22 protein-coding genes and 1 pseudogene are annotated in these 25,505 nt (G+C 36.0%); 14 read left to right on the top strand and 9 right to left on the bottom strand.

Features of this window, described 5'->3' with window-relative positions; genetic code table 11:
• Nucleotides 1-80: 80 nt before the first annotated feature.
• Nucleotides 81-674, top strand: coding sequence for a YdeI/OmpD-associated family protein (locus tag HPT25_RS21845; RefSeq protein ID WP_173069221.1), 594 nt, complete (start codon nt 81-83; stop codon nt 672-674).
• A 104-nt stretch (nt 675-778) separates the two neighbouring features.
• Here the strand turns inward: HPT25_RS21845 and HPT25_RS21840 are convergent, their stop codons facing one another.
• Nucleotides 779-1,390, bottom strand: coding sequence for a TetR/AcrR family transcriptional regulator (locus HPT25_RS21840; protein WP_173069219.1), 612 nt, complete (start codon nt 1,388-1,390; stop codon nt 779-781).
• Between the two features lie 114 nt (nt 1,391-1,504).
• Between HPT25_RS21840 and HPT25_RS21835 the strand changes: the two genes are divergently transcribed.
• The 6 genes from HPT25_RS21835 (at nt 1,505) to HPT25_RS21810 (ending at nt 8,074) form a co-directional block, all read left to right on the top strand.
• Complete coding sequence (locus tag HPT25_RS21835; RefSeq protein ID WP_173069217.1) at nt 1,505-2,074, top strand: cysteine hydrolase family protein; 570 nt, start codon at nt 1,505-1,507, stop codon at nt 2,072-2,074.
• A gap of 141 nt (nt 2,075-2,215) precedes the next feature.
• Complete coding sequence (locus tag HPT25_RS21830; protein ID WP_173069214.1) at nt 2,216-3,421, top strand: multidrug efflux MFS transporter; 1,206 nt, start codon at nt 2,216-2,218, stop codon at nt 3,419-3,421.
• Nucleotides 3,422-3,730: 309 nt separating this feature from the next.
• On the top strand, nt 3,731-4,171 hold the full coding sequence (locus tag HPT25_RS21825) for a MarR family winged helix-turn-helix transcriptional regulator (protein ID WP_173069212.1): 441 nt from the start codon (nt 3,731-3,733) through the stop codon (nt 4,169-4,171).
• Nucleotides 4,172-4,228: 57 nt separating this feature from the next.
• A complete protein-coding gene (locus HPT25_RS21820; protein ID WP_173069209.1) occupies nt 4,229-5,860 on the top strand; it encodes an MDR family MFS transporter in 1,632 nt (543 codons plus the stop codon).
• Nucleotides 5,861-6,177: 317 nt separating this feature from the next.
• Nucleotides 6,178-6,816: a TetR/AcrR family transcriptional regulator gene (locus HPT25_RS21815; protein WP_173069206.1), complete on the top strand. Its 639-nt coding sequence runs from the start codon at nt 6,178-6,180 to the stop codon at nt 6,814-6,816.
• Entirely contained in the window at nt 6,803-8,074 is a 1,272-nt protein-coding gene (locus HPT25_RS21810; protein WP_173069203.1) for an MFS transporter, read from the top strand. Before HPT25_RS21815 ends, HPT25_RS21810 begins: the two co-directional genes overlap by 14 nt.
• A 178-nt stretch (nt 8,075-8,252) precedes the next feature.
• Here the strand turns inward: HPT25_RS21810 and HPT25_RS21805 are convergent, their stop codons facing one another.
• Nucleotides 8,253-8,492 (bottom strand): hypothetical protein, encoded by a 240-nt coding sequence (locus HPT25_RS21805; protein ID WP_173069200.1) that lies wholly within the window; start codon nt 8,490-8,492, stop codon nt 8,253-8,255.
• 99 nt (nt 8,493-8,591) lie between these two features.
• Nucleotides 8,592-9,113 (bottom strand): DoxX family protein, encoded by a 522-nt coding sequence (locus HPT25_RS21800; protein WP_173069197.1) that lies wholly within the window; start codon nt 9,111-9,113, stop codon nt 8,592-8,594.
• A 593-nt stretch (nt 9,114-9,706) separates the two neighbouring features.
• Here HPT25_RS21800 and HPT25_RS21795 point away from each other — a divergent pair.
• Entirely contained in the window at nt 9,707-10,144 is a 438-nt protein-coding gene (locus tag HPT25_RS21795; protein WP_173069194.1) for a VOC family protein, read from the top strand.
• A 96-nt stretch (nt 10,145-10,240) separates the two neighbouring features.
• Here the strand turns inward: HPT25_RS21795 and HPT25_RS29280 are convergent, their stop codons facing one another.
• Together HPT25_RS29280 and HPT25_RS21785 are read right to left on the bottom strand one after the other, a co-directional pair.
• On the bottom strand, nt 10,241-11,452 hold the full coding sequence (locus HPT25_RS29280) for an MGDG synthase family glycosyltransferase (RefSeq protein ID WP_173069191.1): 1,212 nt from the start codon (nt 11,450-11,452) through the stop codon (nt 10,241-10,243).
• A 278-nt stretch (nt 11,453-11,730) separates the two neighbouring features.
• Nucleotides 11,731-13,284 (bottom strand): COG4705 family protein, encoded by a 1,554-nt coding sequence (locus tag HPT25_RS21785; RefSeq protein WP_246277259.1) that lies wholly within the window; start codon nt 13,282-13,284, stop codon nt 11,731-11,733.
• A gap of 461 nt (nt 13,285-13,745) precedes the next feature.
• Between HPT25_RS21785 and HPT25_RS21780 the strand changes: the two genes are divergently transcribed.
• Nucleotides 13,746-14,273 (top strand): CBO0543 family protein, encoded by a 528-nt coding sequence (locus HPT25_RS21780; RefSeq protein ID WP_217269790.1) that lies wholly within the window; start codon nt 13,746-13,748, stop codon nt 14,271-14,273.
• A 303-nt stretch (nt 14,274-14,576) separates the two neighbouring features.
• Here HPT25_RS21780 and HPT25_RS21775 read toward each other — a convergent pair whose 3' ends face one another.
• Nucleotides 14,577-15,251, bottom strand: a complete 675-nt coding sequence (locus HPT25_RS21775) for a TIGR00266 family protein (RefSeq protein ID WP_173069185.1) — start codon at nt 15,249-15,251, stop codon at nt 14,577-14,579.
• Nucleotides 15,252-15,806: 555 nt separating this feature from the next.
• Here HPT25_RS21775 and HPT25_RS21770 point away from each other — a divergent pair.
• The 5 genes and pseudogenes from HPT25_RS21770 to HPT25_RS29410 all read left to right on the top strand — a co-directional run bounded on the left by HPT25_RS21770 (nt 15,807) and on the right by HPT25_RS29410 (nt 21,115).
• A complete protein-coding gene (locus tag HPT25_RS21770) occupies nt 15,807-16,259 on the top strand; it encodes a hypothetical protein (protein WP_173069183.1) in 453 nt (150 codons plus the stop codon).
• A 175-nt stretch (nt 16,260-16,434) separates the two neighbouring features.
• A complete protein-coding gene (locus HPT25_RS21765; protein WP_173069180.1) occupies nt 16,435-16,821 on the top strand; it encodes a VOC family protein in 387 nt (128 codons plus the stop codon).
• 595 nt (nt 16,822-17,416) lie between these two features.
• Entirely contained in the window at nt 17,417-19,393 is a 1,977-nt protein-coding gene (locus tag HPT25_RS21760; RefSeq protein WP_173069177.1) for an LTA synthase family protein, read from the top strand.
• A gap of 96 nt (nt 19,394-19,489) precedes the next feature.
• Nucleotides 19,490-19,639 carry a hypothetical protein gene (locus tag HPT25_RS28480; protein ID WP_376767958.1) on the top strand — a complete coding sequence of 50 codons (150 nt, stop codon included), beginning with the start codon at nt 19,490-19,492 and terminating at the stop codon, nt 19,637-19,639.
• A gap of 896 nt (nt 19,640-20,535) precedes the next feature.
• A pseudogene (locus HPT25_RS29410) lies at nt 20,536-21,115 on the top strand (Rieske 2Fe-2S domain-containing protein).
• Nucleotides 21,116-21,296: 181 nt separating this feature from the next.
• Here the strand turns inward: HPT25_RS29410 and HPT25_RS21750 are convergent.
• From HPT25_RS21750 to HPT25_RS21740, 3 genes are all read right to left on the bottom strand, one after another.
• On the bottom strand, nt 21,297-22,343 hold the full coding sequence (locus HPT25_RS21750; protein WP_173069174.1) for a cytochrome d ubiquinol oxidase subunit II: 1,047 nt from the start codon (nt 22,341-22,343) through the stop codon (nt 21,297-21,299).
• A gap of 13 nt (nt 22,344-22,356) precedes the next feature.
• A complete protein-coding gene (locus HPT25_RS21745; protein WP_173069171.1) occupies nt 22,357-23,706 on the bottom strand; it encodes a cytochrome ubiquinol oxidase subunit I in 1,350 nt (449 codons plus the stop codon).
• 338 nt (nt 23,707-24,044) lie between these two features.
• Nucleotides 24,045-25,442, bottom strand: coding sequence for an aminotransferase-like domain-containing protein (locus HPT25_RS21740; protein WP_173069168.1), 1,398 nt, complete (start codon nt 25,440-25,442; stop codon nt 24,045-24,047).
• Between the last annotated feature and the right edge of the window lie 63 nt (nt 25,443-25,505).

The following is a 25,505-nucleotide window of genomic DNA, read 5'->3' as shown; positions in this document are numbered from 1 at the left end:
ACAACATGCCAAATGTGGTGAAATAGAGAATGATCATTCTTGACTTGCAGCTGTTGAAAAATTAATGTGGGGTGTTCCTGATGACGAGCAGTAAAATAAATCCGAAGGTTGATGAATTTTTAAGTAAAGCGAAAAAGTGGAAGGTAGAATATGAGAAGTTGAGAAATATCATTCTTGACTGTGAGTTGACTGAAGAATTTAAGTGGATGCATCCATGTTACACGTTTGAGAATAAAAACATTGTTTTAATACATGGATTTAAAGAATATTGTGCACTTCTGTTCCACAAAGGTTCCTTGTTAAAGGATACCCATAGGATTCTTATTCAACAAACGGAGAATGTACAAGCTGCACGCCAGATTCGCTTTACCAATGTTCAAGAAATACTTGAAATGGAAACCATTCTAAAAGCTTATATTAATGAGGCCATTGAAGTGGAAAAAGCAGGTTTGGAAGTGGAGTTTAAAAAGCATACTGAATACATAATTCCTGAAGAATTTCAAAATAAATTAGACGAAATCCCTGCCTTAAAAACGGCGTTTGAAGCATTGACTCCGGGACGACAAAGAGCATACCTTCTTTATTTTGCGGGGCCTAAACAATCCAAAACTCGAGTGTCAAGAGTTGAAAAATATATTCAGAAAATCCTCGATGGAAAGGGATTAAATGATTAAAAGGCACTTAAATACTTGATGATTGTGGAGAAAATTTTTAAAAACTGAAGTGTTAAAAATACAAAAGGTTCCTGAAATAGGAACCTTTTTTTGTGAAATGGTTGCTAATTGAAAATAAAAGTTGAATAAACAAGTTCCAAAATTTCTTCAGGTGAATAATTACGAACATCCTTCTGAAAGGAATAGAAATCCCTACTTAATGCCATTAGCACCATATCCGCTTTAAAGACATTGAGTGAATGAGTGGTTTGTACTTTTACTGTCATTTCGTCAAATAACCCGACCAATATTTGATGTAATTCAACATATATTGGGCTTTGTATTCGAGACTTAAGGGGGTTCGATGACATCGTTTCTTCTACTCCAGTAAGCAGTTGTGCTTTTTTTTCTCTAAATCCTATAAAAAGGCTTATTATTTCTTTTAACTTTTGATTAGGCGGAACTGTTTTGTTTTCTTCCAAGTAGACTTCAATATCCTCAAAAAATAGATCAACGCTGTCTTTTATTAAATCTAGACATAACTCACTTTTATTTCGATAGCGGCGATAAAGTGTTCCTGGGCCAATTTGTGCTTCAGTGGCAATTTGATTCATACTTACCTGTTCAACACCGTACTGCTCAAATAGTTTGTGAGCTGTATGCAATATAAGCTGACGATTTTTTGCTGCATCACGTCGCTCAGCTCGAGTAGGTGGTGTATTCTCGTCATTAACCATCCAATCACATCCTAAGTATCAATACTCAACTTGACAAACGGAGATGTCTCCACTTATTATTAAGTGGAGAGGTATCCGTTTTATTTTAATCCAAATAGGAGGAACATACAAGGTATGCAAAAGCAAAATAAAAAAACGGCATTGTTAGTTATGGATCTACAAAATGGTATTGTATCACGTTTCGCAGAAAATACTGAAATGCTTAAACCATTTCAAAAAGCTATTGAAGCTGCTCGTGAAAACCATATTCCCGTTATTTTTGTTCGGGTAGGCTTTAGCGAGGGGTATCCTGAGGTAAGTCAACAAAATAAGGCTTTCTCAGCAATTACTAAATATGGTGGAATGACCGTTTCTGATTCAGCCACACAAATTCACGATTCAGTTGAGCCAAAACCAAATGAACCTGTTATAACAAAGTATCGCGTTAGCGCGTTTGCTGGAAGTAATCTTGAAATCATCCTTCGCTCACAACAAATCGATTCACTTGTTCTCAGTGGTATTTCAACAAGTGGGGTTATACTGTCAACTTTAAGGGAAGCCGCAGATAAGGACTTCTCCCTTACTGTTCTTTCGGATGCATGTCTCGATGCTGATCCTGAGGTTCACAGTGTTCTCATCGAAAAAGTATTTCCACGCCAAGCAGAAGTTCAAACTGTTGACACTTGGATTGGTACTTTAAATTAATCTCGAATTTTAAATATAACCTTAGAAATTTTCGTGTTGAACCAACAAGCATCTCTTAAAGCCTGGTCCTAAAAGAGGTGCTTGTTGGTTTTATTACGTAGTCAGTTCTAATAACAATAGGTTAAAAGGAGAGTGGACATCATGCCCATCTGGAAGAGGAACTTAATAGTATGTTGGTTTGGGATGTTTATGTCCAGTATAGGGATGAGCCAAATTGCTCCTATATTACCACTTTATATCGACCATCTCGGAGTTCATAATACAGATTTAATTGCTCAATATTCGGGATTTGCTTTTGGGGCAACGTTTATCATTTCAGCTGTTTTCTCACCTATTTGGGGAAGTGCGGCTGATAAATATGGCAGAAAACCCATGCTGATACGGGCAAGCCTCGGTATGGGTTTTGTTATAGGATGTATGGGGTTTGCACAAAATGTCAATGAACTGATTGGATTAAGATTATTGCTTGGTGTGATTTCTGGCTATGGTTCAGCATGTACAGCTTTAATCGCTACCCAAACAGATAAAGAACATGCAGGATTTGCGCTCGGTACACTTTCAACTGCTAGTACGGCAGGGTCTTTGTTTGGGCCAATCATTGGCGGCTATTTGGTAGAGAGCACGGGTTTGCAAAATGTCTTCTTCATAACAGGTGCCTTGTTGTTTCTTTCCTTTATTGCCACTGCTTTATTTGTTAAGGAATCTTTTATTAGCCAAAATAAACAAGTTCTTCCCATGAAGGAGATATGGAGTCAGATTCCCGAAAAAAGTTTAACACTAACTTTGTTTGTGACCTTTTTTGCACTAACTCTAGCTCTGTATTCCATTGAGCCAATCATTACACTCTATATTTCACAATTAACCAAGAACTCTAGTCATATAGCTTTGATAGCTGGAATGACATTCTCAGCTTCGGGACTGGCAAGTATAATTTCAGCCCCAAGACTAGGCAAACTATCTGATCAGCTTGGGACTCAAAGAGTGATCCTTGCTGCACTTATAGTGGCTGGACTTATGTTTATACTGCAAGCCTTTGTAAAAAATCCCTGGCAATTAATGGGGCTAAGATTTATTTTAGGATTGGCATCAGCAGGACTAATCCCTTCTGTAAATACGTTGCTTAAGAAAATTACACCGGATTTTATTACGGGCAGAATCTTTGGACTTACCATGTCGTCAGGGTATTTAGGGGTCTTTTGTGGCACAACTCTAGGTGGGCAGATGGCAGCGCACTATGGGATCAGATCTGTCTTTTATATTACGAGTGCGGTATTACTAATAAATGCTGTTTGGGTTTATATGAAAGTCTATAGAAAAATGAATATGAATGAAAAAACATTGTACTAAAGAGGCGTTAGTTCAATAAGAAATAAGTGATCCCATATTTTTGTTAAAGGGCGCTTATATTATATTTAGGAAAACCCAAATTTCTCAAAAATACGGAGAAATTTGGGTTTTTAATTTGCAAAAGGGCAAAAACAATTTAGAAAACATTCGGGTTGTTCAAAATCCGGGGGAATAGGGTGTGGCTCAAACATAAGGGTTGACTTTTATTTAAGTATGTTTTATATTTAATCACGCGATATATTTAAGTGATATTAAATATTATAATATATTATAAATTAATTTATTTTAAATATTAAGGAGGAATAAATAATGACTGAGCTAAATTCATATTTTGAGCGGATACAAGCATCACTTCAAACAGTGTTCCACAAAATGCAGCCAATATTTTTGGAAAGCTTGAATGCTCTTGGAGTGACACCTACCCAATTTTTTGTTCTTGATTTTTTAAAAAAACAAGGAAGTTGCAAGGTCACTCAAATTGCGGACATGATGGATGTGAAGCCCAGTGCTGTTACACTTTTGGTAGATAGGCTTGAGGATCATGGATATGTTCTTCGAGAACATGATAAAAAAGATCGAAGGGTCGTCAATATCAGGATCACCGAACAGGGTGAAGAAAAATGGAAGAAAGTTATGGAAGAAAGAAAAGCTATTACTGAACGAAATCTCTCTCATCTTACTGAAGAAGAACTTATGGCTATGGCAACCATCTTTGAAAAACTTGCACTTGCTGTTAATGTGGAGAATTAAAAAACGTTTGGATGAAAAATACTCTTGTGAACCAATATTGAATAAGGAGATTACGTAATGAATATTAAAACAGACACAAAAAATAATCGCACGATCGTATTGATTGGGCTTATCATTGCTATGTTCTTTTCGGCACTTGACGGTACGATTGTAGGAACGGCGATGCCGAAAATTGTAGGAGATCTTGGCGGATTAAGTATGATGACATGGCTGACTACAGCGTATTTACTCACATCGACTGCAGTTGTTCCGATTGCTGGAAAGTTGGCAGACTTATTAGGGCGTAAATCTGTATATGTTGCGGGACTTATTATTTTTATGGGTGCCTCTGCACTTTGCGGTATGGCAAATAATATGACAGAGTTAATTATTTATCGTGGTATACAAGGAATCGGCGGAGGTATCATGATGCCGATGGCGATGATTGTCATCGGGGATTTATTTACTGGTAAGGAGCGCGCCAAATTTCAAGGTGTTTTCGGAGCCATTTACGGGCTTGCTTCAGTTATTGGTCCGCAAATTGGCGGATGGATTGTAGACTCATTAAACTGGAAATGGGTATTTTACATTAACCTTCCTGTTGGTATTTTGGCTACGATCTTCATTGCAATTGGTTTACAAGGACGTAAGAATTCAGGACCTATTTATTTTGATATTGCAGGCATGTTTACGATGATCGTTGGAGTAGTAAGCTTACTTCTTGCTCTTAGCTTTGGCGGTAAAGACTATGCATGGGATTCATGGCAAATTCTTGGATTATTTGCGCTTGCTGTAATTGGTATTGTAAGTTTCATTATTGCTGAAAACAAAGCAAAAGAGCCGATTTTGCCAATGCACTTATTTAAAAATAGAACCTTCTTGTTCTTGAATTTAGTTGGATTCTTCATGACAATTGGAATGTTTGGTGCCATTACATTTGTTCCATTCTTTATGCAAGGAATTTTAGGCGTTAGTGCGACCCAGTCAGGAACCATTATGACACCAATGATGATTTCAATGATCATTACTAGCATTATTGGAGGTCAGGTAGTCTACAAAATTGGAATCAAACCGCAAATTATGACAGGCATGTTAATCATGGCGGGTGGTCTCTTTTTATTAACAACAGTAGATATGGGAACAAGTAAATTACTCGCCACATCTTATATGGCAGTGATTGGTTTAGGATTAGGGTTGGTTATGCCAACGATTACCTTAGCTCTACAAGAAAGTTTTTCAAAACAAGAACTAAGTGTAGTAACCTCTTCAAACCAATTCTTCCGCTCCATCGGGGGAACATTCGGTATTACGATTTTAGGTGCTGTCATGAATAGCAAATCAGGTACGCTTTTAACGGACAAACTTGTACCATTCTTGAATACATTGCCGGCACAAGCTGGACCTATGGTCTCAAAACTGAAAGATATGATTGCAACAAATCCACAAGGTTTGTACCAAATGTTGTTTAGCAAAGAAACCATGAAAAAAATGCCATCTTTTCTAACAGATAAAATGGTACCTATTTTAAAAACGTCTTTAATGGATTCTTTACACAATGTATTCTTCGTTGGATTAGTATTTGCAGTGATTGGGGCAGTTTGTACGTTGTTCATAACGCAAATCAAATTATCCAACAAAAAAGCAGCAGCTGGAAAGCCAGATGAAGGAGAACAGGGAAATAGAAAAATGGTTGCTTCCACATCCAAATAACCTGGAATGAAGTTCAATTGGAACATTTTTAGTGGGAGTGCAAGATGAGAAGTAATTCAGCTATAAAACTTTTAAACATATACTTGATCTTACGGGCGCAATTCTTTTGAAAGAATTGTGCTCTTTATTTATGTTAAGGGCTTAAACAAAAAACTGTGTTGTAAACAGTGCTTCTGATTTAATCATATAATGTTTCGCAATTTTATAAAGAAAGCAAAAATGTATGTAAAAAAATAACAAAGCCTCACTTGAAAAATGACAGTAGTGTCACTTATAATAAAAATGACAGTAGTGTCATTTTTTGAAGGTGGGATTGTATGACACCAAAAATATCTAATCAAGAAAAAGAAAAAAGACGTCAAAAAATTATTCAGGCCGCACAACAAGTTTTTATTCGGAAAGGATATGAGGCTTCAACGATGCAGGATATTGTTGATGAAACAGGTATGAGCCGTGGTTGGGTTTACAATTATTTCTCCAGTAAAGAAGAAATGATGCAGGCTATTCTGACAAAAAATGATGAGGAAACGGAGGTCTATTATCAAACGTTATTAATTGAAAATCCATCCATCTGGAAAGGACTTTGCCAAATGATGAAAGGAATGGGAGATCAACTTGAGAACGATTCTAACAAGTTAACTCTTGCTGTCTATGAGTATTTTATAAGTGGATGGAACCAACAAGAACGAAGACAGTATCTAGAGCAGCATTATATCAAGCAACATAATCGAATCGTTCAGTTTCTGCAAAAAGGTGTAGACAGAATGGAATTTAATCCAACTGAGAAGTTAGAGGTGATTGGAGGCACAATTATTTCTTTCTTTGAAGGATTAGTATTACAATCAAAAGCCAGGAAATTTGCGGCTATACATGAACAAATAGCACTGTTTCAAAAGGTTCTAGAAACAGTATTGCAAATTCAATCGAAGGAGGAAGGTAAAGGTGGGGATATTTAAGAATAAATCTTTTAGAAAACTATTTCTTGCTTCATTTGCATCTCAATTAGGGACTACATTAGGCAATGTTGCTTTTGCCTTTTATTTGTTAGACCGCTTCAGTAAACAACCATATTTGGCCAGTTTAGCGGAATTGATGTATTCATTGCCCACTCTATTTGTATTCTTTCTTATTGGTGTGTTCGCGGACCGAATGGACAGGAAGAAAATTGCAGTTAACTTAGATTGGATTCGGGCTGGTTTAACCCTTTTATTATTTATGTCACTAACTATTAATCAACTTTGGTTGATATTTGTCATCTTGTTTGTTCGCAGTGCTCTCTCAAAATTCTTTGCTCCTGCTGAAACGAGTATTTTACAGGGGATATTAGATCAGGAGCAGTACGCACAAGCATCAGGTTTTAATCAAACAGTTATGGGCTTATTCATGTTATTCGGGATGGGTCTTGGTGCTCTCTCTTATCATTTTATTGGTTTTAAAGGTACCGTTATCATAGATGGAATAAGCTTTATTGTCTCTGCACTTTTTATTCAAAGCTGCGATATTCCTCTAGAGGTACGTCTACCAAATGGCAAATCAAACTGGAGAGAAATGCGACTGGCAACAGTGTTGACTGATTTTAAACAAGGATTAGTATATATTCTAAACAATAAACTGTTAACCTCTATTATTTCAGGATTTTTAGTGTTTGGGCTTATTAATGGAGCATTTACGGTCCTGCCTCTTTTTACGATGAAGTATAAACTGGCTCCAAACGATTATGCTCAGTTTACATCTCTGTTTTCCATATTTTTGGGGGTAGGATTTATAATTGGAAGTGTTGTTGGAAGTGCATTAATCAAACGATTTTCCCTTCATGGATTGATCATAATAGGAGTGATTCTCAGTGGGGCGGGAACATTTGTTTTAGGTATGTTAAATCAAATATGGATGTATTTGATCCTTGTACTAATAATGGGAATCATTATTTCTCCCGTTAACATCGCCATAAACAGTTGGATGGCGAAATTAGTGGATCCAAAATACATGGGAAGGGTTTCAGGCTGGGGGGACCCACTTATGATGTTGGCTCACTCTGTCTCACTTGGCATCATAGCCGTCATATTTCCTGCTTTTGTAACCGTAGATTCATTGTATTATGCCGTTGGAGGCTTATTGATTCTTGTAGGCACCTATTATTTACTCATTTTACCAAAGTTGGTGAGGAATCAATCGATTGTGAGTCAAATAACTCTTGCTTCAGCTAAACAAGAATAGTGACTAATAGACTGACAAACCATAATTGGGGTCAGATGTTATTTTAATATAATTGGAGTTTGGATTAAATCATTCAAAGCCCTTCTCAAGATGAGAAGGGCTTTTGTTTGACATAATAGTAATCTATTTTTCTATTCTTTTATTGAATGCTGTTTTAAAGGCAAACCCTCAATCAATATTATTCATCCTCTTTAAATGTTGCGATGATTCCGATTGCTGTTCCGCCTAATGTTAATACGAATATTAACGGAACTACAAACGTGAAGATGGTATCGTGTACTGACTCAAATTGACCGAATGTGCCGCCTAGCGTGAACACATCAACAAGTGATTGAGATTGTAAACCTAAAACTAACATCCCGACAAGTAATCCGAACCATGCTAAGCTGTAAACAGAAATTCCTATGATTGTTTTCATTATATTTTCACCTCATGATGTATTTATATGATTTCGCAAACCACAGGTAGAGTATTTTGTTTAGCCTGTTGGTTTGTTTAACCAGTTTCAGTTTTGTTTTTAAGCGCTGTGTTTAACAGCATGTGCTCTATGATTTTCTTTGGCTGCAAATTTTCGGATGAATGGGATTACCCAATAATCCAAGCCAATACGTCCGGCATTCAATCCGGCAGTAAGAACAATGACACCTAAAAGAATGTCGAATGGGTTAGTAGATACTGTTCCAGCAAACACGTAAGAGAAGTTCATGACAAGCCCGAAGAATGCAGCTGCTGTTGTTAGGCATCCAAGGATCAAGCCCAGGCCGACCAAGAATTCACCATATGGAACCAATACGTTGAATAGTGGAGCGTTTGGCAAGGCAAAGTGTTTCAAGAAAGCGACGTAAGTTGGATAAACGACACTTCCGGTCGGTCCGACAACAGGTTTGGCAACCGCACCAGCTAAGAAGCCAGCGACAGTAAATTTACCGCCAGAAATTTTTTCGAAGCCCGCCATCAAAAATTCATAGCCAACATAAAGACGAATGACCGTAAGGATGTAAGCAGCGAATTTATTTTCTCTTAAAAATTTATTAAACATATAAAGGCACCCCTTTTTGAAAAATAATATGAATAACTTGATTACAGTGTAATTATAATTCGATAATCTAAATTTGAAATGAGTTCGATTAACAATTCACATATAGTTCAAACCTTTGTGAATAATGTTTGAATCATATTTTTTTCATGATAGCTTTAACATTTTAGTATAAAAAAAGAAGCCTTCTAAGGCTCATAATTAAAGTTTGTGAAACTTTGTACTAAAACAAACTGAGGCTTATAGTTAAACACTATTAGAGTAAAGGAGAATTAAATGGAAAAATAAGGATATATTAAATGGATAGGATTGAACATAAATGTTTTTGCACACTGGAAGTTTAATGTTTGTTCTAGGATTGTTAGGTTATTTGGGAAGGCTATTATTTTTATGGATTAAATATAGAAAACAGAAAAAGGTTTTCTGGATAAGGGAAATTTTTGAGTCATTAATTAATTCAACAAACGGCGCTTTTTCATAACATAGAAGTTCATTGGTAATTTTAAAATTATGAAAAATTAAGCAAACTGGCAGGAAGTAAAAAAAGTGAAATTGAAATAAATAATGGAAAAAATAAAGAAAAAAGAGGTGCAATTATGAGGAGAGTTTGGTCAGAAAACTTGCCTATTACTCAATTTCGAGTTGCAAGACCTACCAATCAATTACAAAAAGTAGTAGAGTTTTATCGTGATGGTGTAGGCTTAAAGGTAATTGGATCATTTGAAGGACACAATGGGTATGACGGTGTCATGCTAGGTTTACCTGATGCGAGTTACCATTTGGAGTTTACCCAGCATGTGGAGGGCAGTCCATGCCCGGCACCTACAAAAGATAATTTGTTAGTGTTTTATTTTCCTGATAAAGATGCTAGGGATAAAATTGTACAAAGATTGAATCAAATGGGATATAAAGAAGTTGAACCAGATAATCCATATTGGAAAAATGCTGGTGTAACCATCGAGGATCCAGATGGGTGGAGAATTGTCCTGCAAAATTCTTATACCTTAAATTACGACAAAGAAATACATCCATAAAACAAGGTAATAGTGAGTACATGCTTATTCTAAGATAGGTCGCTTTAAATCAACCCAATTTCTCCATTTTTAATACAGAGAAATTGGGCTCTTCAATTATCCGACTTTACGTATTAATTTTTTTAAAGGCTTTCTCCGGATAAACTTTTTAAAAGATTTTCTTGTAGCAAGAACAAGAGGAGTTCTTCTTCTCTTCCTTGATTTAAACTTTGCTTTTTCCGCCGAAGTTACGTAATCCAAAATATCTTGTGAAGCATGGGGATTGATAAACTTTCTTTGGGATTCCATAATCTCTTTCAATTTTGCTCCATCATTTTCCAATAACTGATCAATAATCGATTTAAGATTTTCATTATCCTGACAATAAACACCTAAAAGATGTTTTTCTGCAAATAATGGATTGTCTTTTTCTTGTCCTGGCAGTGCTCCTGTAATAATGATTGGTAAATTTGTTGCCACTGCTTCGAACATGGTATTAGGGCTTCCTCTCATGATGCCAATATCGGCAGCAAGCATAAGATCCTGAATGTTTTTGGTAAACCCCAATATGTCCACACGTTTATCAAAACGAGGTTTCAGGGAGCTTTCTAACTCTGCTTTTAATGTTTCATTTCTTCCCGCAATGATAGTGACTTTGCAATCAAAGTGATTGAGCAGGTTTTCCGCAATTGCATTCATATCCCCAACACCTTCGCCGCCACTCATCATTAAAAAGGTAAGTTCAGACTTTATTTCAAATGGTTTTCTTTGATTCCTTAGGAATCGCTCTCTAACAGGGAATCCCACGACATGAATTCTTTCTTTAGGAACGCCATATTCTAAGCATTTTCCCTTCGCTTCCTTTGTCGGACTTAAAATAAAGTCAGCTCTAGGATCGCACCATAATGGATAAATATTAACCAAATCCGCAATAAGAGTGCCAAAAGGAATTTGAATTCTTTCTTTTCTTAAAATGTTAATGATCGAACCGTTAAAGTTAGGATGAATCGATAAGATGACATCTGGTTTTACTTCATCCAACAATTCCAGAAAATCGTCTTTGATTAGGTATTCTACACCTTTGTCTATTACATAAGAATTCATTGCAGAAACATGCCATATTGCATTCCATAGTTGGGCTGAATATCTTGTAATTGGGCCATAGGATTTACCAATATTTAATAATGCTGATCCTCCCAATGCGAAGCCATCAACAACATGTATTTCCACTTGCTTGTTTATATCAACTTTTTCTTGCAATGATTCAGCAATGCTTTTATGCCCATGTCCAGTGTGTTCTGAAGAAATTAGTAGGATTTTTTTATTCACAGTATCAAACTTTCCTCCACAATCGATGATTTGAAGTTAATAATCATTAAAAATAATTTAGCCATTTTGGCTGTATAAATTCTTAGTGTGGATTGGGTGATTTTAACAATCCAATTAAAAAAACAGAAAAGGCGTTCTTTGTTAGTATGTGTTCAGTTTTCTTTATGTATTGAACTATGGTTCAAGAAGATTGACCGTGTTTAGAAAGGTAACACTGATCGATAAAATAATAAAGTATATAAACCAATAAGGAACCGCGATTTGCGATTCCGATGGTATTATTTATTTGCCTCGTTTAGGACACTGAGTGAATGGTTAAGTGCGTTTTCGCACTTGCTGGCATCTGGGGTTGATGAACGAACAGCTGCTAATACAACGTCGATCGTTCCATCAATTTTCGTCCATGTGGTGCCATCAATTTTCCTGAGTTTAGCTTCCGATGTGTCCCATTGATGTTCCAAATTGTCCGCACCGTTTTTCGCCGAAGCAAAGTTGTTTGAATTAACATTGGTTTGCATGTCTTTTTCTATTTTAATAAAATCTGTCAATTGTCCCGATAATGTATTTTGTGAAGCAGTATTTGATGATGATTTATTCGCTTCGTTTAGGATACTGAGCGAATTGTTAAGTGCAGATTTAGCTTTGTTTGCATCAGGGTTTGATGAACGAACGGCTGATAATACAATGTCAATTGTTCCATCAATTTTTGTCCAAGTTGTGCCATCGATTTTCCTGAGTTTAGCTTCAGATGCATCCCATTGATGTTCCAAATCATCCGCGCTTTTTTTCGCTGTAGTGAAGTTATGGGAATTTACATCTTTTAGCATATTATTCTCAAGTTTAATAAAATCTGTTAATTGTCCGCCTAATGTAGCTTGTGAAGAATTGGTTTCCGATGCGATTGTTTCACTGCGCCAAATATAGCCGCCAACACCTGCTACTAAGAAAATACAAAGTACCACAATAGTTTGCGCCAAAACATATTTCTTGTTTCCATTTGCTTGGTATTTCTCTGTTGTTTTGCTTTTGGCATTTATATCAATTTTTGAAACAGCAAGGAAAACGATAATCGCTAGAATAGCTACAAGGAAAATAACACTAGTGAGTGTTGTCCCCAAACCTAGACCGCCATTTACTTTTGGTTGAGATAAATAATCCCCTAATGATGCTCCGAGTGGACGTGTCAAAATATACGCAATCCAAAACGCTAATACTCCATCCAATTTCATTTTCCATGCCAAGAATATACAAGCGATGATAATAATCACTGTTATTCCTGTTTTAAGATAGCCAAACCCGAGTTGTTCAGAATATAAATCACCGATGGCCGTACCAAGTGCAAAGGTGAAAAGAATGGTAAGCCAATAGAAAACTTCTCTTTTTACTGTAAAAATCGAGTGGATCGAGAGTGTTTTTTCACTAAGATACCAAAAAAGAAAAGTCAATCCTAACAGCACCGAAAAAACTGCTGTGCTAAGCTCCAAAGGAACTCCCATGCCATCTGTTAAGTTATCGGTTACCAATGTACCAAATACGCTTATAAGAACAACCGTTACCCAATAAATACCTGGAACATATTTAGATACTTTGAATTGAAAAAACAAAACGATTACAAACGCTACACCCATCATGATGGTAGTGTTCGTCAAACCAAATCCGAGGTTAAAATTAAGGAAATCGGCAAATGTTTCACCAACAGTTGTACATAAAACTTTGATGATCCAGAAGAAAATAGTAACCTCTGGTACCTTACTAAGTAAAATTTTCAAATTATTTTGATTCGCAGACATATCAATATTAGTTGTTTCAATTTTGGCAGTATTTTTCGCCAAAAAAAGCACCTCCGATTATAAAAAGTTGTTTTTATACTTAATCGATTTTAAAGTTATGTTCTTAATTATTTATTTTTAACCTATTAAAAATTTGTTAAATTTATCTTTAGTGTTATTAACCTTATTTAGAATTAATAGTTATTATCGTCTCAAAATATAAAAGGAATGCCTGAGAAAATAGGCATTCCTTCTTCCAGGTTGTCCCCCGTTAAGGGCAGCAATCTCAAAATTTAGGCAATTAATTGCTCTTTCTACATTATATACAAGCTTTTCCTAGAATTTTGGAAAAAATGTAATAGAGCTCCTTCTGCAATATTGTTATCCAAATTTTCGTCCCGGTTTCCTGCCTTCATTTTTCCATGTGATCATTATTTAGATGGCAGATTAGTTTAACAATAATAGGGGATTTTAATATCATCTATAAATTTTGGGTGATGGTTTTGGATAGATTACACTATGAAATGTATAAAGGACTGAATTTAATAAATCAAGGTTATGAAACAAGGTTTAAAATATGGCAAGAAGAGGTACTGTTTTCTTGGCGTTGGTGGTTTGGAATGTGTTTATCGATATTAAGTTGGATCATTTGGTTCTTAATAAGAAGAGGAAATAGTTCTGACCGACTTTTTTATTCAGGTTTATTTATTATGTTTGTTTCAGTTAGCTTTGACGCAATCGGCATGCAGTTAAAAGCGTGGCATTATATATATCCGATGTTTCCAGTTCTCCCTGCTTATTTACCATTTGATCTCTGCATAATGCCTGTTTCGATCATGATTTTAATTCAAGTAAAACCACAAATAAAACCTACCTATAAGGGTGTAATTTTTGCTTTTTTTGCATCATTTGTAGGAGAACCTTTTTTTCATTTATTGGATATATATGACCCGATTTATTGGAAACATTACTACTCTTTTCCGATTTATTTTGTCATTTATTTAGTAGCTGACAAGCTAACCAAAAGGAATGATTTTACACTTCTAAGTTAAATATAGTTCCTTTAGAATACGTAGATAGGTTTAGCATAAGAAATTTCCATCCTAAATACTTTTAGTAAATGATCCAACACTTTACGTTCATATATGGCGTCTACTTCTTTATTTAATAGATGAAAAAGGGGAAAAGATTCCTACTAGCCTTAAGCTTTTTTAAGTCAAAATGATAACCCTTGGTTACATGACTTCACCAAGGGTTAAAACAATATATAAACTCTAAAATAGTACTGATTTTTGGATATTTCCTTAATGGAGTATTGTAAGGATTTTTGTTTTGTTTTTACAGAAATTTATATACTAACGAGATGTCATATAGGGCATCAAGACCTCTGCAACGCCATGCAAACTTAATGTATGTAACCAAATGGTTCCTGGTCCAGTGAGTTTAACTAAAAATATACCATCTCCACCGAGAAACATATTTTTGAATCCTTTGAGTCTTTGTAGCTCAAAAGATACTCGCGAATCATATGCAGCGAGATGTCCTGGATGTACCAAAATTGTTTCGCCTGCTTCTAAATAATGTTCATTAACTTCTCCATCTACCGAAATGAATGCAAAACCACTTCCGTTCAACTTGTTATAAATCAGCCCATTTCCACCGAAAAAACCTGTTAATCCCATATTACCAACGACATTGAGGGATACCGATTCTTCTGCACATAAAAAGCTGTGCCGTTGAACATGTACTGAATTGTAACGCTCCATTTGTAACGGTAAGATGTGACCTGGCATTCGAGTGCTAAATGAAACATGTCCATCCCCGTGAAACGCTTTGAAATGGTTTAACACAGCAGAGTTTCCAGTTACGACCCGTTTGAAAACACCACCAATACCGCCGGTGAAATTAGTTTCGAGTTCAATTGTTGGTGACATTGAAAGAAGGGAACCAGCCTCACTGTAAATTGAGTCACCTTGCTCTAGCTTAAGAAGTAAAGATTGCATTGTGCTTCCTTTAATTTGATATTCCATATATATCTCTCCCATTTGGATCATTTTAAGATTCATTTTTATTAATCTTTTTTCGAAAATTGTCACTTTTTTACATTGTTATTGTACATTGAAAACATCGATTGTGACAATTCATAACTTGAAGCGATTCTATATGATTTGAATCTCAATATAAAAAGGACTGCTTCTAGCATCGCGAGAAATAATGAGCTACGTCCTATTGGCGTATATTATTCAACATTCAAGCATCCTAACAATCAGACGACAGTGAATTAGCAAAATGAACCAGACTTTTCTTCTTATGATGATATTTCAGAGTTATATACTAAACGCTTTAATTCGCAGCTTTAGGAATAACAGATTTATCATATCTAGATTTTGATACAAGTTTTTTATGAAAGAAGGCTGCTATTTCAGAGACAAATAGATTATGTACAAATAGGCTAGAAGTATGCAGGAGATTTTAAAAGAAATATGGAAATTAGGAATTAAAATATTAACTTATGAAACAAACCTTATATGAATAGAAAGTGAGGCGATTATGTTGTCATCACCATTGGTAGGGAGTTGCGTTTGATGAAAAAAACCCTAAGCATCGGATTGGTTATGGTTATGTTAGTACTGTTTGCCCTCGTGGCTTTCAGTGCGAATGAAAAAGACAAAAACGGATACCAGCCTTGGGAAGTGGCAATGAAAGGTTGTCAGTATTTTGTTAAAGGGAATAAGAAAGCTCTTTGGGGGCTTTTTACAAGTAATGAAAAAAAGAGAATTAGTGTTGATCCCTCAATAAATAGAAGTGGAAAAGACAAAGACTATCGAATTGAAGAATATAAAAATACGAAAAAGCCAGATATTCGCTACTATGCAATTACCCATACAATTAAGTGGGGGAGATTCACTGACTATATAATGGTGTTAAAAGTAAATGATGTGTGGAAAATAGACCAATTTAATATGGATGTCCGAGATTTTAGACTTGCAACGAAAGGAATGAAGGCTCAAAAAATTAATCCAACAATAGTGAAATGAAACAGAGAAAACTCCCAACAGGATTGGCGATGTAACGATAAAGTATTTTATTTATCCGGAAAACAAAGTAGATTCGTTACATGAATCAAAGAGGAATATAGGAATCATTGACGAATTGTTCAATATTTGAGAATGATGGCGGATCTTCGATAATTTTTTTCAGGAGGTATTCGATATGAAGTTGCTGCAAATAAGAATTTTGGTCAAAGATTTTAAAAAAAGCGCAATATTTTACAGGGATTTATTAGGGTTTCCAGTTAGCTGGTACGAGGAAAATTTGGAATATGCACTTTTCAATAATGGGGAGACGAAAATTGAGCTTGTATCACGAAAATCGATGGCCGAATTGGTTGGCGATGGAAGTAAGCCATTAGAAGCTGAGTCCCAATCAAGTTTCTTACTTCAATTTGAAGTTGAAGATGTCGATAAGGCTTATAACCGTTTCAGAGAAAAAGAAATTGAATTTATAAATGAACCGCACGACCGTAAGGAATGGGGAGCGCGTGTTGCCCATTTTCGCGATCCTGATGGCAACTTAATTGAAATATATAAAATGCTGTAATTTTACTGAAATCCAAAATGTTAAAAAGAATGAACACAGTTCGATTCATTTGAGCTGTGTTTATTCTGTTTGTGAGGGGAGAATCTTTTATGGTGGAAGAATATAAAGGGCGGTGTATTTTTATGTGTTGCAAGGTATGAAATGAACGCCCACCTTTTTTACTACAAAAAAAATAGAGCTCATTCGCTCTTGTTGAGTACCAGCCCCACCTACGCTGTATACCATGATGGCCACCTTTGCCATCCGACCCATTTATAATTATACATGCAAACGCATACAAATTCAATGAATTTGATTTTCTAATTATTTCTAAATACTTCAACTCCTCTGTATTTCATTAAAATTAAGCAAAAATTAAGGAACATAATTTTAAATTTATAAAGTATGCCTTTTTAAGGAATTTAAAGCTAAATAAAAAAGATGAGAATGCTATTACAATATTTGTTTGTGTATGGTAATATAAAAAAAATTCGGACGAGCATTATATTAATCTTGCAAATTTATTATTTTTCCAAAGTTTATTTTTTAAGAAATTATGTTATAGTAATTGAAGTTTGTTTATTGACGTTGAGTTGGAAGTGAGAGGAGATTTGAAATGGAAAAGATTGGACTATTAAAGAAAATTAAAAATAGTCATTTAACATTTTTTGCCATTGCTGTTTTTTTGTTTTGGATCAAAACGTATGTAGCATATCAAAACGTATTTAAATTGGGAATTAGTGATAATCTGCAGAAGTTTTTATTGGCCATTAACCCAATAAGTTCTGCATTGCTATTTTTGGGATTGGCTTTTCTTTCTAAAAAACATACTAAAAAAATAATGATCATCATTAATTTCATTTTGTCGTTCCTTTTGTACGCAAACATTGTTTATTATCGGTTTTTTAGTGATTTCATAACGGTTCCTGTGCTCATGCAAGCAAAATCAAATGCGGGAGATTTAGGGAGCAGTGCTGCCAATTTAATGTCATTTACTGACGTTTTTTATTTTTCGGATACGATCATCTTAATTATTCTTGCGCTGACTATATTCAAAAAAGTTGTTTCTCCAAAAAGATCCGGTTTTAAAATGATATTTTTGTTTGCCGTCACTGTTTTTCTTTTTAATCTTGGATTAGCAGAAAAAGATCGGCCACAATTATTATCACGTTCTTTTGATAGAAACTACTTAGTGAAGTACTTGGGGGCATATAACTTTACGATTTTTGATATCATTCAAAATATCGAGGCAACTAGTCAAAGGGCTATGGCCAGCAGCAGTGATATTACGAATATAGAAAATTATAGGAATTCAACTTATACTCCTCCAAATCCGGTGTACTTTGGAAAAGCAAAAGGGATGAATGTCATCTATGTTTCAATGGAATCATTCCAAAACTTTATGATTGATTATCGGATGCCAAATGGACAATTAGTTACACCATTTTTGGATTCACTAGCACATGATGGAAACACCTTCTACTTTGATCATTTTTATCATCAAACGGGACAGGGGAAAACATCAGACGCTGAGTTCCTAATGGAAAACTCTTTATATCCATTATCGTCTGGTGCAGTGTTTATTAATAAGGATCAAAATACGTACCAGGCAGCTCCAGCGATTTTGGATCAAAAAGGATATACGACAGCCGTATTCCATGGTAACTACAAGACATTCTGGAATCGTAACTCCATGTATAAACAATTGGGTTATGACCAATTTTTTGATGCGTCCTATTTTGATATGACAAAACCGGGAAATGTTAAAAACTATGGGATGAAAGATATTCCATTCTTCCAGGAATCAGTACCAATGTTGGAGCAAGTGAAACAGCCATTCTATACGAAATTTATTACGTTATCGAATCACTTTCCGTTCGAAATGGATCCGGGTGATACGAATTTCCCAGCAGGAAATACTGGTGACCAGATTGTAGATGATTATTTCCAATCAGCACATTATATGGATGAAGCCCTTAAACAATTCTTCGATCAATTGAAGAAAGACGGTCTTTATGATAAATCGATTATCATTCTTTATGGAGACCATTACGGCTTATCCAGCGCCCATTATACTGCCATGGCCAAAGTATTGGGTGTGCCTAAAATTACACCAGTGATGGATGCGAAATTGCAACAGACTCCGTTATTTATTCACGTACCAGGTGTAAAAGGCGGAGTGCAGCACCAAATTGGCGGAGAAGTCGATGTTCGTCCGACACTTCTTCATTTATTGGGAATCGATACTAAGAACTATATTGAATTTGGTTCGGATTTGTTATCACCTCAGCACCGGGATTGGGCATTATTTAGAAATGGAGATTTTGTATCAAACAAAGTCATTCAAGTAAGCGGCAAATGCTACGATTCTAATACAGGAAACTTAATGACGGATCAAAGTTCATGTAAACCGATTAACAATCAAGTGATAAATGAACTGGATATGTCTGACAAAGTGGTAAATCAAGACTTATTGCGGTTCTACACTCCACCAGGATTTAAACCTGTTAACCCAAATGATTATCAATATTTGGGCCCTAAAGGGAAAAATCAGAAACAAGTTCAAACAACTAAAGTACCAACAGGTGAATAAGAAGAATTAGAAAAGGGGAGACGTAGAATCTCCCCTTTTTTCTATCATTTTGTTTGTTTCTCTCCCCAGCAAAAAGCCGTTTATAACACGATTAAAGTGACCGACAAGGAACTGAAGGATGCATTCGCTGCCTATAAACCAGATATTCGCGCTCGTCATATTTTGGTCAAAGATGAAAAGACCGCTAATGATATCGAAGCAAAACTGAAGAAGGGCGCGAAATTCGAAGATACAATAGGAGTTTAATAAGAAGTAGTGCCGACAAAATGCGAATTTCGTATGCTAAGAATCATTTTTTGATTGAAATCCCATCCTTTATTTCATGGATTAGGGAAAATAACTGAACTTCAAAATGTAAAAAATCATCCACCATCTTTGGTTAGTATTATTAGTCGATAAACTATATATATCCCTAAATATCCCCCGGTTGCTAAGAAGAATGGATTTAGGAAGATGGAATGGATATTTGTCATAAAAACGGTTTTATCTTTAATGATTTCGTAAATAGATAGAGAAGAAATACATTCAAAAATAATTGCCGAAAAAAATGCAATTACATTAAAAACAAGACGGAAATTTACCCTGATTTTCGATAGAAAAAACATGATCAAAGGAAGTACAATATTTATCAGAACTAAGAAAGTCTTCACAAAATCACCTGTTTTATACGGATTTGTCAACCTTGTAAAAATTAGTAATTGTTGATAACGAAATCTGATTACATAGCTTAATCATAAAAGAGAAGGGATGTACAAAATAAAATAGATAAAAAAGAATTGGTTGTTATATAGAATTCCAAATTTAACTTTCATTTATGCTGAATAGAAATAGGAAAATATGGATAAATACATTGAGCTTAAAAATATCGATATATTATTTACGAAATACTCCAGTTCCTCCGAGAATTTATATTATTACAAAGCTTGTAGTACAAACTATTTTAGAATTTTTCCTCGTTATGCAGTTTTATATTGTTACCTTCTTCTCAAATGGAATTGTTTTGTCAATTGATGAATATAAAATGTTATTAATAGTTATATTGAAATCTTACTGCCAATTTTTCTAATCTGTCATTATAGACATCTTTTTTGATGAATATTAGTTACACTCTTTTTTCAATCACATCAGAGGAGGAATAAAAAATGGAAGATAACATTAACCGTGTTTTCCCCTCAGCTTGGTATGCTATATGTTTTGCTACTGAGATTAAAAAAAAGCCCATTCGACGAAAAGTTATTGGGCGAAATATAGTCCTGTTCCGAGACAGACAAGGCAAGATCAATGCACTTCACGCCTATTGTCCTCATAGAGGTGCAGATTTATCTCTAGGTTGTGTGAAAGATGATACTATAATGTGTCACTACCATGGATGGAAGTTTAACGGAGCTGCGAAGTGTTGAGACTAGTAAAAATGCATTCATCAATTATATAACCTTTACACCCATTGATGAAGAGGAAACAATGATATTTGGGTATGCTGGCCGTACATTCGCAAGGAATGTCCCTTTTATGGACGGGATCTTCTCCAAATATAGCCTTAAGGTGTTAGATGAGGATAAATCTGTTGTAGAAAGTCAGCATCCGAGACCTATACCTGAAGCACTGAAAATGGAAGCTCATGTTTTTGCAGACGGTCCACAAATTGCATTTCGAAATCGTTGGTTTATTTTTCTAACAGAGGAAGGCAAAATAAAACTTGACGAGTCTGTCAAAGTGATTTAATTCCATAATTCAATAGTGAAAATGCTGAAAACTGTTCACTACGAACCACTCCATAAATTAGTATGGTTTGTAGTGAACGGTGATTTATTGATGTGTAATAGAAAGAGTAGTGCAAATTATATGAAAACCCGTCGTTTGTGATTCAAGAAGAATTAAAAAAAAGCAGTTCTTATTCCGGTCTTTATTTTATATCCGCTTTAGGCTTTTTTATCTTTAAATAGCGCTTGTCATTCATAAACAAGCTCCAAAACCAGACGAAGCCTGGGAACAATATTGCGAACCCGACAATGTACGTGATGAATACGGCCCGAAAAGAGTTCGGATCCGTAAAAGCGGAATGAATCGTTACCTTAGGATAAATGATGTATGGTAAATGAGCGCGTCCATAAACATAGCTTGCTGTCATATATTGCAGCGTAACGGCAATAACAGAAACACGCGGCATCCCTCGATACTCCGGTTTAAAGGAGGGCAGGATTAAACCAATACCCCCGACTAGAAAAAGAAGTAATGATAAAAACAAAAAAGGTAGATTTTGAATCATTTTATCATAGAGCCAGCCGGCTTCGCTTTTTAACGTAATCATAATGAGAAGCGCGGTTATAAGAGATAGCGGCCCCATAATCAGAGCATCGCGACGATATGTATCATAGGCCTCCTTTTCATTAGAAGCCTTGGAGTAATCTGCCAATAACAGCGATGAAAGAAACAGTGTACTGGTTATGGCAAACGCAAAAAAGGCATATTCATTCATGCTTGAAAATAGACCGGCAAAATTTAATTCTTGGCCTCCATTAGAGAAATCAACAAAATTCCCTTGGGTGATTGGCAGAACACTTATCAATAAGCCCGGAATTAAAATTCCGCATATCCCCGAAACATACGTCAGCGGTTTTTTATACTCTTCGGCAATATGAGAAAAAACCAGGAACGCACTTCTGATTGCCAGAAGAAGAAGGATCATGCTTCCTGGGATCAACAAAACGGTGCCAAGTGTAAATGCAGCCTTCGGAAATAAGCTATAAATCGCGACCACCAAGGCAACGATAAAGGTATTTGTTACTTCCCACGTTGGGGAAAGATAGCGGTTCGCAATATTGGTAGCTTTTGTTTTTGTGCGATTGATGTAGATCATCGACCAAAATCCGGCGCCAAAGTCCATTGTTGCCATGATGGAATAGATAAACACAAATCCCCATAATACCGTTATGGCAAGGTAAACATCCATCTATTTTCCCTCCTTAGGTAAGTGAAACATTGTTCCGCTCCGCACGATTGATATCTTCAAGGACCGTATTCCTTTTAAAATAATATAAAAGAACCAAGATAGCAGAGACAGCTAAAACAATATAGACCAAAACAAACAAAATAAACAGAGTTCCAAGATTTCCTGCTGTTGTTACAGAGTCAGCCGTTGACAGCTTCCGATAAATTGTCCAGGGTTGCCTGCCGGTGCATGCAAAAATCCAACCGAATTCGATGCCTAAAATGGAAAGCGGGCCGCAGGCAACGTAGGTCCACAGCAGCCATTTCGGGAAGCGTTCCTTTTTTAATATTTTGTTCCAAATAAATCCGACCACTGCAATTAACAGTAATAACATACCAATCCCTACCATTGCATTAAACAGGGTATGGATGAATAAGGGAGGCCAATATTTTTGCGGAAAATCATTCAGTCCTTTCACAACCGTATCAAACCGATTTCCCGCAAGAAAACTGAGCCCCCATGGCACTTCAATTCCCCATTTTACCGATTCCGTTTTTGCGTCCGTATAGCCGCCAATCGTCAGCGGTGCATATGCCTGGGTCTTAAACAGCCCTTCTGCTCCAGCTAATTTTTCAGGCTGATAATGATAGAGCGATTGAGCAGTTTCATGTCCGCTTAATGCGGTAAATAAGGAGAAAAGCCCTCCAACAATGAGACTGACCATGAGCGCTTTTTGATGGAACTTATAGACTCTTGTTCCGTATTCGCTTTTTAGCATTTTAAAGGCCGCTACCATTGCTACAATGAACCCGCCGACAATATAGGCTGAAACAGCGACATGTAAGGCGTTAATGCCAAAGCTCGGATTGAAAAACGCAGCCCATGGATCGACGTTGACAATTTTCCCATTCTTAATATCAAATCCGGCCGGAGTTCCCTCAAAGGCATGAACATTTGTGATTAAAACTGCGGATGCCAATCCGCCCAATGCCACGAAAAAAAGACTCACATTTCTCATCCACGGAGAGATTCTGTCTGCAGCATAAACATAAATGGACATAAACAATGCCTCTAAAAAAAAGGCATAGATTTCAATCTGGAATGGCAAGCTCATAACAGTCCCGATTACCTTCATAAATCCAGGCCATAATAAAGTAATTTGCAAACCGGCAATGGTCCCGGTAGGAATACTGACTCCCAATATAATCGCAAATGCCTTTGTCCACCTTTTTGCCATAATGGCATAATCCTTATCGTTAGTTTTTTGATAAAGTAATTCGGCCGTCAGGATCATCATTGGCAAACCAACTCCAATTGTTGCAAAAATGATATGGAATGCCATTGTTGTTCCGAACAGGGACCGTGCAATAACTAAATGGTCCAAATAATTTCCTCCTTTGTCTTAAAAACAAGTTCGCTTTATTGTTTTATTTTGGAGTGGAAAATATGTAAAAATTTCTATTAATTCCAACATCTATCTACGAGTCTAACGTGGATAGATGCTCTTTTATTGAAGAATAATGTTTATAAGCTCAATATACGATTCTGATAAATATTCTTTTTAAACGGATTTCAGGTTAAAGCTGAACTATAAGCTTGAAATATAAATTTAAAGGAGCTTTAATGTAGTAATAAATAAGAGCCCAATTTCTCTAGAAATTGGGCTTTTTAGTATTGAAATTTCATTATAGTTGTAATTCCGCATTTTCCTGATGCTACTCTTTATTGGGTAGAGCGTACTAAATGAATAAACTTCCTAATTCCTTCAGAGATTTGTTCTTCATTGGCATAGGAATAGCTTAACCGAAGCCATGAGGATGTCTCCTTTAAGGGGTCACATATTTGGCCGGGAACAAAGGAGATTGATTGTTCCAGACTCTTGACTAATAAGTCTTCTGTTGACAGGCGGCCTGGGAGCTGTACCCATAAATTCAAGCCACCATTTGGGCTGGTCCATTGCCAATCTGTTACGGATAGTTCTTCCTCCATGATTTCCTTTCGTATTTGCAGCGCAATTCTTAGTTTCTCAACATGTTGCAGCAGTCTAGGAGATGAAAAGTAATGCAGGAAAATCTTTTGATTTAAAAGCGGTGACCCATTGTCGGCCAATGATTTTACTGCAAGCAGTGATTTCATCACAGAAGACTGACCGTTCATCATAACAGCGGTTCGCAACCCTGGTGATACATATTTGCAAAAGCTTTTGATATAAATCACCATGCCGGAAGTATCATAGGTGTACATAGGCGGGGGTGGCTCCTGTTCGAAAAAGATGTCGTAGTAAGCATCGTCTTCTATTAGCAGACAGCGGTAGTGCTCGGCTAACTGGACCAGCTGCTTTCTTTGAGCAGCTGGGACTGTGTATCCGGTTGGATTATGGAAGGTTGGATTCAGATAAAACAGACGAGGTTTGTGTTTTTTCATGATGAATTCAATCTGCTCTAAATCATATCCATAAGGATGGATATCGACAGTTACAATATTGGCTCCTTGTGCTCGAAAGATATCAATGGCAGAACTATAGCTCGGCCGCTCCAAAAGGATAGTGTCTCTTGATTTAACAAATGCTTGGGCAATAAGATGAATAGCTTGCTGGGAGCCGGCCGTAATTAATAGCTGATCTGGATGTGTGATGGTTTTATAATGCTGATTAAAATAGTCAGAAAGTGATTGACGCAGTTCATGATCGCCTTGAACGGTGGAGTAGGTGGAGAGAACCTTTGGATAGAGATCAAAAACTTTTTTTACATAGTCCGATATGAAGCGATTTGGCAAAAGATTTGGGTCAATTAATGCCTGAGAAAATTGGTAGGAAACAGGTACCTGATGGATTTCCGATAAATGATTTTTTTGCACATATGCAGCAACGATCGGATTTTCTAGGCTTTCTAAATTATTAATTTTACGTGCTTGGACATAATAGCCGGATTTATCCTTGACATAAACTCTATTTTCCTGTTTAAGAAGCTGGTAGGCCTTTAATACGGTCAAGCGATGAACCTTCATCTCAGCGGCTAAATTTCTAATGGAAGGGAGCTTTTCATTCTCTTTCCATTCATTGAGTTCGATTCGGTGTAATGCATAATCGTATACTTGTTTAAATAAGTAATCTCCATTCATTTCTTTACCTCCCAATCCCTTTGATTTTAGCATATTTCTCCTTGATCTGGTCTAATGATTTTC

Source organism: Neobacillus endophyticus, assembly GCF_013248975.1.
Classification (GTDB): Bacteria; Bacillota; Bacilli; order Bacillales; family Cytobacillaceae; genus Neobacillus; species Neobacillus endophyticus.
The sequence above is the reverse complement of the archived record's forward strand: the minus strand, read 5'-3'. Positions and strand labels throughout refer to the sequence as shown.

Excerpts from the sequence above, each read along its gene's own strand:
- HPT25_RS21845 (WP_173069221.1), top strand. The coding sequence starts at position 81 with ATGACGAGCAGTAAAATAAATCCGAAGGTTGATGAATTTTTAAGTAAA.
- HPT25_RS21840 (WP_173069219.1), bottom strand. The coding sequence starts at position 1,390 with ATGGTTAATGACGAGAATACACCACCTACTCGAGCTGAGCGACGTGAT.
- HPT25_RS21835 (WP_173069217.1), top strand. The coding sequence starts at position 1,505 with ATGCAAAAGCAAAATAAAAAAACGGCATTGTTAGTTATGGATCTACAA.
- HPT25_RS21830 (WP_173069214.1), top strand. The coding sequence starts at position 2,216 with ATGCCCATCTGGAAGAGGAACTTAATAGTATGTTGGTTTGGGATGTTT.
- HPT25_RS21825 (WP_173069212.1), top strand. The coding sequence starts at position 3,731 with ATGACTGAGCTAAATTCATATTTTGAGCGGATACAAGCATCACTTCAA.
- HPT25_RS21820 (WP_173069209.1), top strand. The coding sequence starts at position 4,229 with ATGAATATTAAAACAGACACAAAAAATAATCGCACGATCGTATTGATT.
- HPT25_RS21815 (WP_173069206.1), top strand. The coding sequence starts at position 6,178 with ATGACACCAAAAATATCTAATCAAGAAAAAGAAAAAAGACGTCAAAAA.
- HPT25_RS21805 (WP_173069200.1), bottom strand. The coding sequence starts at position 8,492 with ATGAAAACAATCATAGGAATTTCTGTTTACAGCTTAGCATGGTTCGGA.
- HPT25_RS21800 (WP_173069197.1), bottom strand. The coding sequence starts at position 9,113 with ATGTTTAATAAATTTTTAAGAGAAAATAAATTCGCTGCTTACATCCTT.
- HPT25_RS21795 (WP_173069194.1), top strand. The coding sequence starts at position 9,707 with ATGAGGAGAGTTTGGTCAGAAAACTTGCCTATTACTCAATTTCGAGTT.
- HPT25_RS21780 (WP_217269790.1), top strand. The coding sequence starts at position 13,746 with ATGTATAAAGGACTGAATTTAATAAATCAAGGTTATGAAACAAGGTTT.
- HPT25_RS21775 (WP_173069185.1), bottom strand. The coding sequence starts at position 15,251 with ATGGAATATCAAATTAAAGGAAGCACAATGCAATCTTTACTTCTTAAG.
- HPT25_RS21770 (WP_173069183.1), top strand. The coding sequence starts at position 15,807 with ATGAAAAAAACCCTAAGCATCGGATTGGTTATGGTTATGTTAGTACTG.
- HPT25_RS21765 (WP_173069180.1), top strand. The coding sequence starts at position 16,435 with ATGAAGTTGCTGCAAATAAGAATTTTGGTCAAAGATTTTAAAAAAAGC.
- HPT25_RS21760 (WP_173069177.1), top strand. The coding sequence starts at position 17,417 with ATGGAAAAGATTGGACTATTAAAGAAAATTAAAAATAGTCATTTAACA.
- HPT25_RS21750 (WP_173069174.1), bottom strand. The coding sequence starts at position 22,343 with ATGGATGTTTACCTTGCCATAACGGTATTATGGGGATTTGTGTTTATC.
- HPT25_RS21740 (WP_173069168.1), bottom strand. The coding sequence starts at position 25,442 with ATGAATGGAGATTACTTATTTAAACAAGTATACGATTATGCATTACAC.